At 49.2% G+C, this 14,616-nt stretch carries 16 protein-coding genes; 13 read left to right on the top strand and 3 right to left on the bottom strand.

Going from position 1 to position 14,616, the window contains the following annotated elements:
- From DSZ37_RS13540 to DSZ37_RS13520, 5 genes are read left to right on the top strand one after another with little or no spacing between them, the layout of a single operon-like run.
- A complete protein-coding gene (locus tag DSZ37_RS13540; RefSeq protein WP_242978635.1) occupies window positions 1–573 on the top strand; it encodes a YcxB family protein in 573 nt (190 codons plus the stop codon).
- Window positions 574–622: 49 nt separating this feature from the next.
- Complete coding sequence (gyrA, locus tag DSZ37_RS13535; RefSeq protein ID WP_109727426.1) at window positions 623–3,253, top strand: DNA gyrase subunit A; 2,631 nt, start codon at window positions 623–625, stop codon at window positions 3,251–3,253.
- On the top strand, window positions 3,243–3,713 hold the full coding sequence (locus DSZ37_RS13530; RefSeq protein WP_109727425.1) for a hypothetical protein: 471 nt from the start codon (window positions 3,243–3,245) through the stop codon (window positions 3,711–3,713). The genes gyrA and DSZ37_RS13530 overlap by 11 nt, the downstream gene beginning before the upstream one ends.
- A 5-nt stretch (window positions 3,714–3,718) precedes the next feature.
- The gene (locus DSZ37_RS13525) at window positions 3,719–3,997 is read left to right on the top strand and encodes a hypothetical protein (RefSeq protein ID WP_146198194.1); all 279 of its coding nucleotides are present in this window, start codon (window positions 3,719–3,721) and stop codon (window positions 3,995–3,997) included.
- On the top strand, window positions 3,994–4,794 hold the full coding sequence (locus DSZ37_RS13520) for a metallophosphoesterase (protein WP_109727423.1): 801 nt from the start codon (window positions 3,994–3,996) through the stop codon (window positions 4,792–4,794). Before DSZ37_RS13525 ends, DSZ37_RS13520 begins: the two co-directional genes overlap by 4 nt.
- Here the strand turns inward: DSZ37_RS13520 and DSZ37_RS13515 are convergent.
- A complete protein-coding gene (locus DSZ37_RS13515) occupies window positions 4,791–5,405 on the bottom strand; it encodes a manganese efflux pump (protein WP_109727422.1) in 615 nt (204 codons plus the stop codon). The genes DSZ37_RS13520 and DSZ37_RS13515 overlap by 4 nt on opposite strands.
- Window positions 5,406–5,776: 371 nt before the next feature.
- On the opposite strand from DSZ37_RS13515, the gene DSZ37_RS13510 reads away from it, so the two are divergent.
- The 4 genes from DSZ37_RS13510 to DSZ37_RS13495 all read left to right on the top strand — a co-directional run bounded on the left by DSZ37_RS13510 (window position 5,777) and on the right by DSZ37_RS13495 (window position 8,875).
- On the top strand, window positions 5,777–7,105 hold the full coding sequence (locus DSZ37_RS13510; RefSeq protein ID WP_109727421.1) for a hemolysin family protein: 1,329 nt from the start codon (window positions 5,777–5,779) through the stop codon (window positions 7,103–7,105).
- A 100-nt stretch (window positions 7,106–7,205) separates the two neighbouring features.
- Window positions 7,206–8,009, top strand: a complete 804-nt coding sequence (locus DSZ37_RS13505) for a sugar phosphate isomerase/epimerase family protein (RefSeq protein ID WP_109727420.1) — start codon at window positions 7,206–7,208, stop codon at window positions 8,007–8,009.
- Complete coding sequence (gene nrdR, locus DSZ37_RS13500; RefSeq protein WP_109727419.1) at window positions 8,006–8,497, top strand: transcriptional regulator NrdR; 492 nt, start codon at window positions 8,006–8,008, stop codon at window positions 8,495–8,497. The genes DSZ37_RS13505 and nrdR overlap by 4 nt, the downstream gene beginning before the upstream one ends.
- Window positions 8,498–8,500: 3 nt before the next feature.
- Window positions 8,501–8,875: a DUF4870 domain-containing protein gene (locus tag DSZ37_RS13495; RefSeq protein ID WP_109727418.1), complete on the top strand. Its 375-nt coding sequence runs from the start codon at window positions 8,501–8,503 to the stop codon at window positions 8,873–8,875.
- Window position 8,876: 1 nt separating this feature from the next.
- On the opposite strand, the gene DSZ37_RS13490 is transcribed toward DSZ37_RS13495, so the two are convergent.
- Window positions 8,877–9,284 (bottom strand): DUF4830 domain-containing protein, encoded by a 408-nt coding sequence (locus tag DSZ37_RS13490; protein WP_109727417.1) that lies wholly within the window; start codon window positions 9,282–9,284, stop codon window positions 8,877–8,879.
- 92 nt (window positions 9,285–9,376) lie between these two features.
- Here DSZ37_RS13490 and DSZ37_RS13485 point away from each other — a divergent pair, with 92 nt between their 5' ends.
- The 3 genes from DSZ37_RS13485 to DSZ37_RS13475 all read left to right on the top strand — a co-directional run bounded on the left by DSZ37_RS13485 (window position 9,377) and on the right by DSZ37_RS13475 (window position 12,861).
- Entirely contained in the window at window positions 9,377–10,162 is a 786-nt protein-coding gene (locus DSZ37_RS13485; protein ID WP_109727416.1) for a pseudouridine synthase, read from the top strand.
- Window positions 10,163–10,277: 115 nt separating this feature from the next.
- On the top strand, window positions 10,278–11,408 hold the full coding sequence (locus tag DSZ37_RS13480; RefSeq protein ID WP_109727415.1) for an ABC transporter ATP-binding protein: 1,131 nt from the start codon (window positions 10,278–10,280) through the stop codon (window positions 11,406–11,408).
- Between the two features lie 157 nt (window positions 11,409–11,565).
- Window positions 11,566–12,861 (top strand): Sapep family Mn(2+)-dependent dipeptidase, encoded by a 1,296-nt coding sequence (locus DSZ37_RS13475; protein WP_109727414.1) that lies wholly within the window; start codon window positions 11,566–11,568, stop codon window positions 12,859–12,861.
- 124 nt (window positions 12,862–12,985) lie between these two features.
- Here DSZ37_RS13475 and DSZ37_RS13470 read toward each other — a convergent pair whose 3' ends face one another.
- A complete protein-coding gene (locus DSZ37_RS13470; protein WP_109727413.1) occupies window positions 12,986–13,345 on the bottom strand; it encodes a hypothetical protein in 360 nt (119 codons plus the stop codon).
- A gap of 506 nt (window positions 13,346–13,851) precedes the next feature.
- On the opposite strand from DSZ37_RS13470, the gene DSZ37_RS13465 reads away from it, so the two are divergent.
- Window positions 13,852–14,592, top strand: a complete 741-nt coding sequence (locus tag DSZ37_RS13465) for a DUF2461 family protein (RefSeq protein WP_109727412.1) — start codon at window positions 13,852–13,854, stop codon at window positions 14,590–14,592.
- Window positions 14,593–14,616: the final 24 nt, after the last annotated feature.

Below are 14,616 nucleotides of genomic sequence, written 5' to 3'. Positions count from 1 at the left end.
ATGGAAAATTACAGGCTTGAAAAGGAATACAAGGTAAGTTCAGAGCTTTTCAGCGAGGCTTACGGCGAATTCCAGAAAAAATTCGTTTACCCCAAGAGCAGGATATACATGATAATATTCACTGTTATTGCCATAGCTCTGCTCTGTGTGGGGATATTTGCAATGAGCGGCGCTTCCACAAGACAGAAATACATCGTCTATATCGCCATTGTAGCAGCATTTGCCTTTGCGGCAAGAGAGTGGTACAACCCCAAGAAGCTCCGCCGCAGTCTCACAGAGTCGGTAAAGGCTCTGGGCGAGCCTGTGTACAAAATAGGCGTAGGCGACAAATTTGTGGATATATCCACGGTCTCGGACGATCTCAGCGATCTCTCCGATGAGGAAAAGGATGATATCCCCGAGGATATCGATCCCCTTCCCGAAAAGACCAGACTTGCCGCCGATGAAAGCTTTCAGCTCATGGAATATGAAAGATTTTTCATGCTCATGTCGGGAAAGGAAATGTTCTATATACTCCCGAAAGAGGGATTTTCCGAGAATGAGCTCGATACCGTAAGAAGCTTAAAAAAATGAGAATAACGCATGATACTGCGGACAAAATAAATTCTCTCAGGAGGAAAAAATGCTTTACACTGACAACTCAAAGGTAATAAATACCGAGATAGTTGACGAAATGGAAAATTCCATGCTCAATTACGCCATGTCGGTAATTGTTTCCAGAGCGCTCCCCGATGTAAGAGACGGTCTGAAGCCCGTACACAGAAGAATACTGTATACGCTCCACGAAAACGGACTTACTCCCGATAAGCCTTACCGTAAGTGCGCCGATACCGTCGGTGCGGTTCTGGGACGTTATCATCCACACGGCGATGCGTCAGTATACGACGCTCTCGTAAGACTTGCACAGGACTTCTCAATGCGCTATCCCCTTGTTGACGGCCACGGAAACTTCGGCTCCATCGACGGTGACGGCCCTGCGGCTTACCGTTATACCGAGGCTAAGATGGCAAAGCTCACACTGGAGATGCTCACCGATATCAACAAGGAGACCGTTGACTTTACCTCAAACTACGACGACCGTCTCAAGGAGCCTGTGGTGCTCCCCTCACGTTTCCCAAATCTGCTGGTAAACGGCTCGGTAGGTATCGCCGTAGGTATGGCTACAAATATCCCTCCCCACAATCTGGGCGAGGTCATAGACGCACTTCAGCTCCTTATCGACGACCCAGACTGCACTCTTGAACAGCTCATGGAGCACATTCAGGGTCCCGACTTCCCTACAGGCGGCATAATCATGGGCAGAGCAGGCATCCGCGCTGCTTACGGCACAGGAAAGGGCAAGATAATCCTCCGCAGCCGTACCCACTTCGAGGAAATAAAGGGCAGAAATTGTATCATCATCGACGAGATACCCTATATGCTCCGTAAGGAGAGACTCCTCAAGAGCATAAACCAGCTTGCAAGAGACAAGCGCATAGAGGGACTTTACGACCTCCGCGACGAGTCCGACAAGGACGGCATGAGAGTAGTTATCGAGCTGAAAAAGGACGCTGTTCCGAATATCGTCCTCAACAAGCTCTTTGCACTTACACAGCTTCAGGATACAGTCGGCATAATCATGCTGGCTCTGGTAAACGGCGAGCCAAAGATACTCACTCTGAAGCAGATGCTCCAGCACTACCTCGAATTTCAGGTTGACGTTATCCAGAGAAGGACACGCTTCGACCTGCGCAAGGCTCTCGAAAGAGCTCATATCCTTCAGGGCTTCGTGCTTGCAGCCGACTATATCGACGAGGTCATCGACATAATCCGCTCCAGCTCTACTGTTCAGGAAGCCAAGGACCGCATGATAGAGCGCTTCAAGGACGTTGATATGTCCGCACTTCTGGACCGCGCACAGTACGACCTGACAGGTCTCCACATCGAGGAGCAGACAGGTCTTTCACAGGAACAGGCTGAGGCTATCGTCCAGATGCGTCTGGGACAGCTGACAGGTCTGGAGAGACAGAAGATAACCGACGAGCTCTACGGACTGCTCACAAAGATATCCGACTATGAGGATATCCTTGCAGACGTAAACAGAGTCTACGCTATAATCATGGACGATCTCAACGCTATCCGCAAGAAGTTCAGCGACAAGCGCCGCACAGACATCGAGAATGTCAGCGGCGAGGTGGATATAGAGGACCTTATCCCCGAGGAGGACTGCGTCGTTACTCTCACAAACAACGGCTACATCAAGCGTATGCCCCTTACTGAGTACAAGACCCAGCACCGCGGCGGACGCGGCATAACAGGCATGAAGCAGCGTGAGGAGGACTTCGTGGAGGAGATGTTCATCTGCGGCTCTCACGACAATATCCTGTTCATATCCAACAAGGGTATCATGTACAAGCTCAAGTGCTATGAGATACCCGATGGTTCAAAGGCATCAAGAGGCTTCAACCTCATCAATCTGCTTCCTCTCACAGAAAACGAGAAGATAGCGGCAATGATAAAGACCACGGATTTCAGCGATGAGAAGTTCATCACCATGGTCACAAAGAACGGCAAGATAAAGAGGACAAACCTGTCACTGTACAAGAACGTCCGCAAGAACGGTCTTATCGCCATTGGTCTTGACGAGGGCGACGAGATAGCAGGCGTCCGCATGACAGACGGAAATGCACAGCTCTTTGTAGCTACCCATAACGGTATGGCTATCCGCCTTGAGGAGAGCAAGGGCAGAGCACTTTCACGTTCCGCTCACGGCGTAAGAGCTATCAAGCTCCGCGACGGCGACTATGTTGTAAGCATGGCAAGAGTCCGCGAGGGAGCAACTCTCCTGACAGTCACCGAAAACGGCTACGGCAAGCGCACCGAGCTTGACAGCTACCGTATCCAGAACCGCGGCGGCTACGGACTTACCAACTACAAGGTGGACGATATCCGCGGTCATGTCTGCGGAATAAAGATAGTTGACGAGGACGACGATATAATCCTCGTATCCAGCGACGGTATCATCATCAGGATACTCGCCAGCGATATCAGAGTTATGGGACGTATCGCAAAGGGCGTCCGCGTAATGAGGGTAAATGAGGGCGCAAATGTAGTTGCCTTCACCCGTGCTGAGCACGATGACAACGCCGAGACCGAAAAGGTGGAGCAGCTCACCGACGAGCAGGCAAAGGCTGCCGAGGCAGAGGCTGCACTTGAGGAGCAGAACGAGGTTATCATCGAGGCTGAGCCCGAGGACGAGGAGAATGAGGAATAAGTCTGAGGAGAGCTTCCTCAGCTTCCGCGAAAGCCCGTTCACAGCCATAGCTGTGACTCTGGTAAGCCTTTTCTGCCAGTGGGCTAACTGGTTCGTATACGAAAAAATAAACTACGCATGGGGCTTCACTTTGGTGACGCCCCTCGTGCTATGTATGATGTATCATTTCGTACAGCTTGACAGCGGAAGGGAAGGCAGCTTCTCGCGGCGGTTCTTCTTTATATTTTCGGCAGCCGTGCCCCTGCTTACGGGAATTATACTGACAGTGATAATGCTGCTGGCAGCTCCAGACATAAGCGTTTTTTCTCCCGAAGCGGAATACAGAGGAACGGTACGGGAAGTAATAGCCACATATGCAGGAAGATTTGTTTTCACCTCACTGTATCTGCTGATTTTCGGGGTAGTTGACGCCCTGATAATGAAAAAACACGGGCAGGACAGCCGCAGAGAAAGGAAATGAGAGGTATGGGCGGAGTTATAGAGCGTAAAAAGATGCACCCGAACAATATCATGTATGCGGGCTGGTCTCCTGCACTGAATATGTATGTGATGAATACGCTGGAGAACGACAGCTTCATGTATTACAGCGATTATTATGAGATAGACGAGTATACCTACGAGCATTTCTGCGACGAGGGCTTTAAGCCTCAGCCCATAAGGCTGCTGTTTTCGGGAAGTCCCCATAGAATACCCAAGGGCGAGGAGAAAAGTTTTCACGACCTGTTTTTTGGAGAGAGAAATTGATTTATATTATACTTTTGGTAGTAATACTACTCGCCGTATATGCGGCAGCGGAGAACCTTTACATCCTTACGGTCAGGCGTGAGAAGCTGGGCAGCGGCATTAAGATAGCCCATCTTTCCGACCTCCACAGGCGGCGCTTCGGCAGGGGCAACAGCAGGCTCATCAGCAGGGTAAGAGCGGAGAAACCCGACCTTATCATTTTCAGCGGAGACCTCGTTTCAAGGGATATCACCGATCTGAAATGCGTCGAAAAGACTCTCGGGGAGCTCTGTAAGATCGCTCCCGTATACATGATATACGGCAACCACGAGCAGAGCATTTCCGCGGAAATGAAGCCCGGGCTGGAGGCTATGTTCGCAAGGTCTGAGGCTGTATTGCTGAAAAATCAGCATACAACGGTGAGTATAAATGGCAGGGAGCTGAAAATATACGGTCTCCTTGAAAATTACGGCGTGTATAAGAAAAACGGCGGCTACCGCGGTCTTGACAGCATTACCGCCGATGATCTGGAAGCCCTCCTTGGAAGCTGTCCCGAGGGAGAGGTGCTGCTCATGGCGCACAATCCCTTTTTCGGGGAAGCCTACGCGGAATGGGGCGCAGATTATACCTTCAGCGGTCATGTTCACGGCGGTATCGTAAGGCTTTTCGGCGTTGCAATGCTCTCTCCCGAGAGAAAATTCTTTCCGAAAAACGCAAAGGGAGTGTATACCTTCGGTAAAATGAAGCTCCTTGTGTCCGCAGGACTGGGCAAGCTGAGACTCTTTGACCCTGCCGAGATCGTGATTTACGAGATCTAAGCCTGAAAAAAGGCAAATACTATGAGAAGTACTCCTCCCAGCCATGAAAGATCATGCCGCAGGGAGGATATTTTTCTGCCGACCATAGAGCCGAGGGTAAGTGCCGCGGCTCCGCACACAAAGGTCATTGAAGAAGCAGAAAGCGGCGATATATCGCCGTATCCGCAGCTGAGTCCCGTTGCTGCCGAGTCGAGAGAGCTTGCGAGAGCAAGGGCGGCAGCCTCCCCTGCGGACAGCACCTTTGAGCAGTCCTTATCCGCTGCGGTATCGTCAATGCACAGCTTCACCATGAGAGGGCTCCCCCTCAGCTTCAACAGCAGCTCCCCCCTGTCGGCTATCCGCCGCACAAGGCTGCGGAACAGGCTTTTTGCGATGGTGGCAGAGCCAATGATGATTAGGACAGCTTCCCCTGCCGTGCGGCAGAGCTCCGTAGGGAGAGCGCGGCAGATAATGTCGGAAAATGTCATGGAAATACCAAGTACAGCCGCAGATATAAGGTCTATGACCGCAGCAGACAGCAGTGGTATCCGTATTCCGCTGTTGCAGCAGGCGGCTGCCGCAAGGAATATGTCGATGCTGATAATTACGGAGAGGAAAAGTTCTTTCAGCAAAATATCACACCTCCGCCTTATAATATGCATCTGATTTGGAGACTGTGAAAAAATTTTCCGCTGAGTGTTGCTTTATTTTGAAATATATGATATAATGTTCGCAAGGCGAACACTATATATTTTTTTATTCCCTTTAAGGTTCAGATATTGTTATTTAAGGATAAAAAAAGTCTCGCCGGAAAAAAAATAATTTGTGCAGAACAGGAGATGAAAACTGAGATGGACGGTGCCCCCGACGGCAGTAATCCTGATAATTACGGAATATACTCCGCTGAATATATGATACCGAGGCATGGTCTGCACTATCGTTTGTGTTAGGCTGTGCCTTTATGAGGTTATGGAAAAAAATATATTAAAACGGAGGATATAAAATGTTAGGGCAGATAATTCTGCAAATAATACTTATTGCGCTAAATGCGGTCTTTGCCTGTGCGGAGGTCGCTGTCATTTCTACCAATGATATGCGTATTGAAAAGCTTGCTGCAAGCGGCAACAAAAAGGCTGCAAGGCTGAAAAAGCTGACGGACAGTCCCACCCGCTTCCTTGCCACTATACAGGTGGCTATCACTCTGGCAGGTTTTATCGGAGCGGCTTTTGCCGCGGACAGCTTTTCGGAATACCTTACGTCTGCAATATCAAAGACGGGCATAGGTATACCCTCGGCTGTCATAAAAAAGGTATCGGTAGTTCTCATAACACTGATACTTTCATATTTCACACTGGTTTTCGGCGAGCTCATACCCAAGCGTGCAGCCATGAAAGACCCCGAGAAGATAGCTCTCGCCATGAGCGGAGCCATCACCTTCGTGTCAAAGCTGTTTGCGCCTATGGTATGGCTGCTCAACGCCTCAGCAGGCGGTATACTCAGACTCATGGGCATCGACCCCGAGAGCGATGACGATACCGTTACCGAGGAGGAGATACTCATGATGTCCGACGCAGGCGCGGAAAAGGGCACCATCGACGAGGACGAGAACCGAATAATCAAAAACGTCTTTGCCTTTGATGATATGACCGCAGAGCAGGTATGTACACACAGGACCGATGTTGACGTTCTCTGGAGCGCCGACGACGTCAGTGTCTGGGAGGAGACTATCCACCGAACCCGTCATTCGGCTTTCCCCATCTGCGGAGAAAGTGTGGATAACGTCATAGGCGTCCTCAACGCAAAGGACTACTTCCGCCTTGAGGACAAGAGCATGGACAACATAATGGCTAAAGCAGTCCGCGAGCCCTGCTTCGTACACGAGAATATGAAGGCTGACCGCCTTTTCGACCAGATGAAACAGCGCGGTGCAGACCATTTCGCCATAGTAGTTGACGAATACGGCGGCATGAGCGGTATCATCACCATCACCGACCTTGTTGAGGAGCTTGTGGGTGACTTCGCCGATGACCCCGAGGACGAGCCTGCTGCAAGGCTTGAACAGACAGGGGAGAACACATGGACAGTTCCCGGTATCAGCTCTCTCAGCGACGTCTGCGAGGAGCTTGAGGTAACTCTCCCTGCGGATAAATATGAGACCTTCGGCGGCTACGTCATAGCCGAGCTGGGCGAGATACCCAAGGACGGCTCTCAGCTCACTCTCGAGGCAGGAGGGCTTAAAATAGCCGTTCTCGAGGTGAAACACCACCGCATAGAGGTGTGCCGCGTCAACAAGCTGAAAACAGAAAAAAATGACGGGGAAGACGCAGAATAATGCTTTTCTCCGGAATGTAAATTTTTTGTTTGTTCTATTGACTTTCGGGCTGAATATGATATAATAAAATTGTATCAGATCAGTGCAAGGAGGGGTATAATTGATAGCAGGTGTTTCTACAGCTTGCCTGTATCCAAAACCCCTTGAGGAAGCCCTTTATGACCTTTCTGTCAACGGCGTTTCCTGCGTTGAGGTGTTCATCAATACCCATTCGGAGCTGAAAAAGGGTTTCGCCCACGGCGTCGCCAATCTTCTGAAAAGATTTGATGTAAAATGCCCGTCTGTACATCCGTTTACCTGCGAGATAGAGCCTCAGATGTTCTTCTCGGAGTACGAGCGCAGAGTAAACGATATGCTGGAATACTATAAGCTGTATTTCCGTTTCATGAATATCGTGGGAGCCGATATCTTCGTTTTCCACGGAGGAAAGCCCTCGTCGGTATGCAATACCGAGCTCTACTGCGAAAGGTACTCAAAGCTGTACCGCCTCGGAAAGGAATTCGGGGTGACTGTGGCTGTTGAGAACGTTTCAAGGTGCAAAAGCGGTTCTTCGGCGTTTATAAAGGAAATAAAGAATATGCTGGGAGATGAATTCGCCTTTGTACTCGATACAAAACAGGCGATACGCTCAAACGAAAATCCCATGAGGTTCCTCGATGTGGTGGGCGACAAGATAGCCCATGTCCATATCAGCGACTCGGGAGAAATGGGCGACTGCCTTCTCATCGGAAAGGGCAGGTTCGACTTCAGGAAATTCTTTGACAAGCTTGCAGGCTATAACCCCGATTGCGGCGTCATACTTGAGCTGTACAGAAGCGGTTGGAGCGGCATAAGCGACCTTGTTTCCAGCTATAATATACTTACAAGAATGACTGAGTCTTATTGCGGGGAGCAGAAGCTATGAAGTGTCCATACTGCGGATATGAAGATATAAAAGTAATAGATTCGCGTCCTGTTGACGATAAGACAAGACGCAGACGCGAGTGTTCAAGATGCGGCGAGAGATTTACCACCTATGAGGCTGTTGAGGTGCCGCTGCTCATGGTCGAAAAGAGGGACGGAAGCGTTCAGCTGTTCGACAAGGCAAAGCTGATAAACGGCATAGTCTCGGCAATAAAAAAGAGACCCGTCTCCGCTGAGAAGGTCACCGAGATAGCTAACTATGTGGAAAATTACTACGCCAACGCACTGAGAACAGTTGCGAGGTCTGCGGAGATAGGCGAGCTGGTCCTTGAAAAGCTCAGGAATATCGACCCTATCTCATACATCAGATTCGCTTCCGTGTACAAGGACTTCACGGATATTGACAGCTTCGTTGCCGCAATAAGCGAATTTGACAGGAAGGAGCAAAATTCGGAAGAAAATTCCGAAAATAAAAATACGGAGGTATGAATCATGGATAATTTCCTTGAGCAGTTCAACGACATCAACACAGAGCAGACATTCGTTCAGAATGAGGTGGAGAAGCATAAGGCTTTGGCTATTCTTGCCTATATTTTTCCATTTCTTTGCTGGTTGCCCACAGTTGCAGGTGATAAGAATTCTACCTACTGCAAATTCCATGGAAATCAGTCTCTTACATGGCTCATAACAATATTCGTTGTAAATATCGTAAGAATTATTCTCGGTAAGATACCCGTACTCGGTCTCATTTGCAATGCGGTTATCTCACTTGCAGTTTTAGCAGTTCTCATCGTATATATCATCGGCGCATATAAGGGCAAGGCTTACAGAATACCCTTTATCGGCAGCCTTCTGAACGTATTCTGATCTAACTGACAGGCATTTTTATACTGCCGCTGTCCTCACTGTATACCATTGAGGCAACGGCAGTATCATCACAGACAAGCAGCTCTGCAAGCATTTTTTTGCTGTCGGGGCTGTAATTTTTTACCTCATATACGAAAAGCTTTGCGTTCCGACCTGCGTATTTTCTCAGAGGAAGCCCCTGCCTATCCTGCATGAGGGCATATTCCTCATATACTGCGGAAAAATCCGAGGGAATAGTTACGGCACGCTCGGAAATCTCCTCCACCTCCCAGCCGTGAGAGGCGAAGTAGTCTATGCGCTGAGAGGACTCGCCTGCGGGTATGGCTGCTTCGGAGCTGTCGCCCCTGCCGCTGCAGGCTGTAAGTGCAAAGGCAGCCGCCGCAATGAACATGAATGTGAGCTTTTTCATTATATCGCTCCCTTGTGACAAAATTAGGGGAAAACTCCCCGACTGTAAATCTTATTCCGTCACAGAGGGGGATTATTACAAAAGGAGTTTCTATGGCGTCGGTCAGACTTGATAAATTCATCTCCGAGAGAACGGAGTATACACGCAGTCAGATAAAGGAGCTTGCGGCAAAGGGAAAGATAACCCTTGACGGAGCGGTTGTGAAGCGCTGCGATGTGAAGATAGACCCGGATACCGCCCGTGCGGAGGTCTGCGGAAAGGCTGTGGGAAACAGCAGGTTCCGATATATATTGCTGAATAAGCCGCAGGGCTATGTGTGCTCTACCGACGACAAGGACGGCGAGACCGTTATGAAGCTCATTCCCGAGGATATGCGTACAAAGGGGATGTTTCCCGCAGGAAGGCTTGACAAGGACAGCATGGGCGCTCTGCTGCTGACAGATGACGGTGAGCTTGCCCATCGTATGCTATCACCGCGCAGACACATACCTAAAGTTTATATTGTGAAACTTGCCAGACCATTTGAAAATAATTATGTTAACAAATTTAGTGAGGGACTGACTCTCGCTGACGGTGAAACTTGTCTGCCTGCTCGCGTAAAAAAGGCTGAAAACAGCGATAATCTGGCATTTGTGGAGCTCTGCGAGGGAAAGTATCATCAGGTGAAAAGAATGTTCGCCTCTGTTGGAAATCACGTCGAGGTGCTGATGCGAGTTTCTCTGGGAGCCCTCGTTTTGCCCGAAAAACTGGCGATCGGAGAGTGTATGGAATTATTGCACAAAGATGTTGAAAACTTGTTTAAAGAGTCGGATTTCGACGCCTTTTGCCAAGGTTTTTCGGCTGTTTTTTCGGCAAACTTTCTAATAAACAAGATGTAACTTTGTCAATTTAGAGACTTGCAATATTTTTGGAAATGTGGTATCATATTATCATAGCTGATACTGTAAAGAATAATTGATCGGCATTTTATTTTGAACTGGAGGACTGGATTAAATGGCAGGCTTAACACTTAAAGGCATTTATAAGAAATATCCCGGCGGCGTTGTTGCTGTTTCGGATGTTAATTTAGAGATAAGAGATAAGGAGTTCATCGTTCTCGTTGGACCTTCCGGATGCGGTAAGTCAACAACTCTCCGTATGATCGCCGGACTCGAGGAGATCTCTGAGGGTGAGCTTTACATCGGCGACCGCCTTGTAAACGACATCGCTCCCAAGGACAGAGATATCGCGATGGTTTTCCAGAACTACGCTCTTTACCCTCACATGACAGTTTTCGATAACATGGCTTTCGGACTCAAGCTCCGTAAGGTTCCCAAGGCAGAGATCGAGAGAAAGGTAAACGAGGCTGCTAAGATACTCGACCTTACACACCTCCTCGACAGAAAGCCTAAGGCAATGTCCGGTGGTCAGAGACAGAGAGTTGCTCTCGGTCGTGCCATCGTACGTTCACCTAAGGTATTCCTCCTCGACGAGCCTCTCTCAAACCTCGATGCTAAGCTCCGTGCTCAGATGAGAACCGAGATCGCTAAGATCCACAAGAAGCTCGGTACTACATTTATCTATGTAACTCATGACCAGACAGAGGCTATGACAATGGGTGACAGAATCGTTTGTATGAAGGACGGTTTCGTTCAGCAGATCGATACACCTCAGAACCTCTATGAGAATCCTGTTAACAAGTTCGTTGCAGGCTTCCTCGGATCACCTCAGATGAACTTCATCGACGCTGAGCTGAAGGAAGAGTATGGTCAGTTCATCGTTGAATTCGGCGCAACAAACGGCAGAGGAAACAGATACCAGATCATCGTTCCCGAGTCTAAGGTAAACGAAGACCTCGGCAACTATGTTGGCAAGGAGATCATCCTCGGCGTTCGTCCCGAGTCTATCCACGATGAGGAAATGTACCTCTCAAATGCTTCTACAGGCGTTATCGATGCTAACGTTGAAATTACAGAAATGATGGGTGCTGAAACATACCTTTACCTCCTCTGTGAAGGTATCCCGCTCACAGCACGAGTAAGCCCGAGATCAACAGCAAGACCCGGAGACGATATCAAGGTCGCTATTGATCCCAACAGGATCCACATTTTCGATAAGGAAACTGAAAAGGCTATTGTAAACTGATTAATTCTTTTCATATTTATCCTTTCTTTCTTGGTACACAGCGTCGGGAGACGTTGTGTGCAAGCAAACTGCCGCAGTACTCCTACTGCGGTTTTTTGCGTATATAGGTAATTTGCGCGGCTGTGTACCGCTATGGTCATATATAAAGGAGACTTTAATGAGCAATATCAGAAACTATCTTGAAGCACACAAACAGGAAATGATCGACCTTCTCGGAGCACTTGTGGCTATTCCGAGCGTTCAGGGCAAAGCCGAGGAGGGAGCTCCCTTCGGTAAGGAGCCTGCCGAGGCTCTTTCGCTTATGCTGGATAAGTGCAGGGAGTTCGGTTTTACTGTTGATAATGTGGAAAACTACGCAGGCTCGGCAGATGTGAACGATCTGCCTGCGGGGCTTGCAGTGCTGACTCACCTTGATGTGGTGCCTGTCGGCGCGGGCTGGACCACTGACCCCTTTGTTCTGCGCTATGAGTCCGACACCGATAAGCTTGTGGGACGCGGAGCCATTGACGATAAGGGACCTGCTGTTGCGGCACTCTTTGCGGCGAGAGCCGTCAAAGAGCTTGGACTTCCCCTTAAAAAGGGCATTCGCCTTATCTTCGGCACCAATGAGGAAAACGGATCTGCGGATATGGAATATTACCGCAAGCACAGGGAGCTTCCGCCCATGGTGTTCACTCCCGACGGTGAGTACCCTGTCATCAATGCGGAAAAGGGAATGCTGAGAGTGTGGTTATCCTCGGACTTCGACGATGATGAGATCATCGATATACAGGCAGGTACGGTGATCAATGCCGTTCCGCAGTTCTGCACGGTGACAATGGAGAACGATGAGGGAGAGCCTGAGGAGGCTGTCTATGAGGGAGTTTCCGCACACGCTTCCACTCCCGAAAAGGGCGAGAATGCCATAACAATGTTTCTGGACAGCTACTGCGGCGAAAATCTGCTGATCCAGTCCCTCGGTGAGCTTTTCCCTCACGGAGAGTTCAGCGGCAAGAGCTGCGGACTTGGCTTCCGTGACGAATTATCGGGTGATATGACCTGTGTGCTGTCAATGCTGAATACCGAGAACGGCAGAATATGCGGTGCTGTGGATATCCGTTTCCCACTTGACCGCACTAAAGCTGAGATAAGCAGTATCATCTGCGACGCCCTTGAGGGCGCTGGCTTTACGGTGGACAGCTGCGAGGGCGTGGAGCCCCACTGCACCGACGAAAACAGCGAGTTCGTGCAGGGACTTCTCCGAGTCTATGAGCGGGTGACAGGGGATAAAGGCCACTGCATAGCCATCGGCGGCGGTACCTATGTACACGATATCGAGGGCGGAGTCGCCTTCGGTGCGGAGTTTCCCAACGAGGACGGCCGTATGCACAGTCCCGACGAGTTCATAACTGTTGCAAATCTGCTGAAAAATGCGGAGATAATGGCGGAAGCTATGGTGGAGCTCTGCGGCTGATTTTTCAACAATTAAAGGCTGAATGTTGAATAGTTGCAATCTTCCATGTATGGGATTTCAAGGGGCAGTGCCCCTTACAACAGATAATCACGAAGCCCCGAGGCATTGCCCCGGGGCTCATGTTTTACCTGTCCTTGCGGTTTTTACGGGAGGTAGTCTCCTCCTCGTCGTGCTCCTTATCGCCGTCAAGTCCGTCGATGATATCGTCAGCAGCGTCCTTGGCTCCGTCGATAGCCTCCTTGCCTGCATCACCTGCACCGTCTATAATGTCTTTTCCTGCGTCACCGATACCGTCGGCAGCGTCGTCAACGCGGTCGCGAATGTCGTTGTCAGCATTGCTTTCGTACTTTTTATCGGTAGTGGAGTCCTCTATGACAGCGCCGTTTCCGTCGTCCGTATAATGTCCGTCGTTATTATCGCCGCAGCCTGTGAGAGTTGCACAAACGGTAAAAAATATGGAGCATATTGCTAAAAGCTTTTTCATACAAATCATATCCTTTACAGTGAATTGTTGTGGAGCCGTTTTCCACAACGTATTTTTATTGTTTACTCATTTTCCCTGATTATCCACACCGTTTTCAACTTTTAAGAACTTCCAGAAAGTTAATTCTGCGTTGTTTTCCACCCTTTCAACAGAGTTATCAACAATCGAACATATGACTCCACAATCAATTCAACACCGTGTTGAAAACTTTTCCACCCGCTTGTGAAATGAAATTAGGACGATATTGCTGTAAAAAATTGGTTAAAAGTTGTTTCCGCTTGAATTATGTCGCAACTTGTGATATAATAAATCATAATTTAGCTCTGCTAAATTATGATTTGAGCCGTTAGCCAATAGCCATTAGCCGTTAGCCTGATGTAGGGGCGGCGTTCCGCCGCCCGATAATAAAGCGGCGAAGCCGCTTCCTAATGGCTAAAAGCTAAAGGCTAAGGGCTTCGGAATTTAACACCTTTGGTGTTAAATTCCGATTTATGAAAGGATAAACTATGTTTGAAGGATTTTCACAGGAGGCGCTGGAGTTCCTCCTCGGCATAAGGCATAACAACAATAAAGAGTGGTTCGAGCCGCGGAAGGCGGTCTACACCGAAAAGATATATGAGCCTATGAAGGCTCTCGGCGAGGAGCTTTTTGCGCCATTTGCCGAAACTGACGGCATGATGTACAAGGTGGGCAGGATATACCGTGACGAGAATTTTGCTCCTTATCTACATTACCGTGACACCATGTGGATATATGTCCGCTATGATGCGTGGTACTGGAGCAAGACTCCCACGCTGTATTTCGAGCTTTCCCCCGAGGGAGCGGAGTTCGGCTTCCGTATTTCCAAGCCCGAAGCCGCTGTTATGGAGCGTTTCCGCAGCGGACTTCTTGAGGACTCGGAGCCGTTTATCAACATGGTGGATGAGCTTGTTGAAAAGTACGGACTCACCGTCGGCGGTGACGAGTACAAGCGGAAAAAGCCCTGTCCCGACCCGAAGCTGGAGCCCTATTTCATCAAAAAGGGGTTCAGCGTCTACACCAAGGTCAGCGGCGCTGAGGAGCTTTTTTCCCATAAAATAGCCGATCACGCTATTGAAATATTCAAGGCGCTCCAGCCCCTCAACGATTATTTCCACGAGATAGTTGAAATGGAGGAGCTTGCAAAGGCTCTGCTGAAGGAGGAAAAGTCCCAGCCAGAGCCCGAGATCAACATGGTAAAAGCTCCCGATGTGGAGTTCATGTGGTAAAATGAAAGGACAAGAATATGTTTA

It is taken from the genome of Ruminococcus flavefaciens (assembly GCF_900116855.1).
Taxonomy (GTDB): Bacteria; Bacillota; Clostridia; order Oscillospirales; family Ruminococcaceae; genus Ruminococcus; species Ruminococcus flavefaciens_R.
Note: the sequence above shows the minus strand (reverse complement) of the source record. Positions and strands in the feature narration are given on the sequence as shown.

Excerpts from the sequence above, each read along its gene's own strand:
- DSZ37_RS13475 (WP_109727414.1), top strand. The coding sequence starts at position 11,566 with ATGAGCAATATCAGAAACTATCTTGAAGCACACAAACAGGAAATGATC.
- DSZ37_RS13495 (WP_109727418.1), top strand. The coding sequence starts at position 8,501 with ATGGATAATTTCCTTGAGCAGTTCAACGACATCAACACAGAGCAGACA.
- DSZ37_RS13465 (WP_109727412.1), top strand. The coding sequence starts at position 13,852 with ATGTTTGAAGGATTTTCACAGGAGGCGCTGGAGTTCCTCCTCGGCATA.
- DSZ37_RS13540 (WP_242978635.1), top strand. The coding sequence starts at position 1 with ATGGAAAATTACAGGCTTGAAAAGGAATACAAGGTAAGTTCAGAGCTT.
- gyrA (WP_109727426.1), top strand. The coding sequence starts at position 623 with ATGCTTTACACTGACAACTCAAAGGTAATAAATACCGAGATAGTTGAC.
- DSZ37_RS13480 (WP_109727415.1), top strand. The coding sequence starts at position 10,278 with ATGGCAGGCTTAACACTTAAAGGCATTTATAAGAAATATCCCGGCGGC.
- DSZ37_RS13525 (WP_146198194.1), top strand. The coding sequence starts at position 3,719 with ATGGGCGGAGTTATAGAGCGTAAAAAGATGCACCCGAACAATATCATG.
- DSZ37_RS13510 (WP_109727421.1), top strand. The coding sequence starts at position 5,777 with ATGTTAGGGCAGATAATTCTGCAAATAATACTTATTGCGCTAAATGCG.
- DSZ37_RS13485 (WP_109727416.1), top strand. The coding sequence starts at position 9,377 with ATGGCGTCGGTCAGACTTGATAAATTCATCTCCGAGAGAACGGAGTAT.
- nrdR (WP_109727419.1), top strand. The coding sequence starts at position 8,006 with ATGAAGTGTCCATACTGCGGATATGAAGATATAAAAGTAATAGATTCG.
- DSZ37_RS13490 (WP_109727417.1), bottom strand. The coding sequence starts at position 9,284 with ATGAAAAAGCTCACATTCATGTTCATTGCGGCGGCTGCCTTTGCACTT.
- DSZ37_RS13530 (WP_109727425.1), top strand. The coding sequence starts at position 3,243 with ATGAGGAATAAGTCTGAGGAGAGCTTCCTCAGCTTCCGCGAAAGCCCG.
- DSZ37_RS13470 (WP_109727413.1), bottom strand. The coding sequence starts at position 13,345 with ATGAAAAAGCTTTTAGCAATATGCTCCATATTTTTTACCGTTTGTGCA.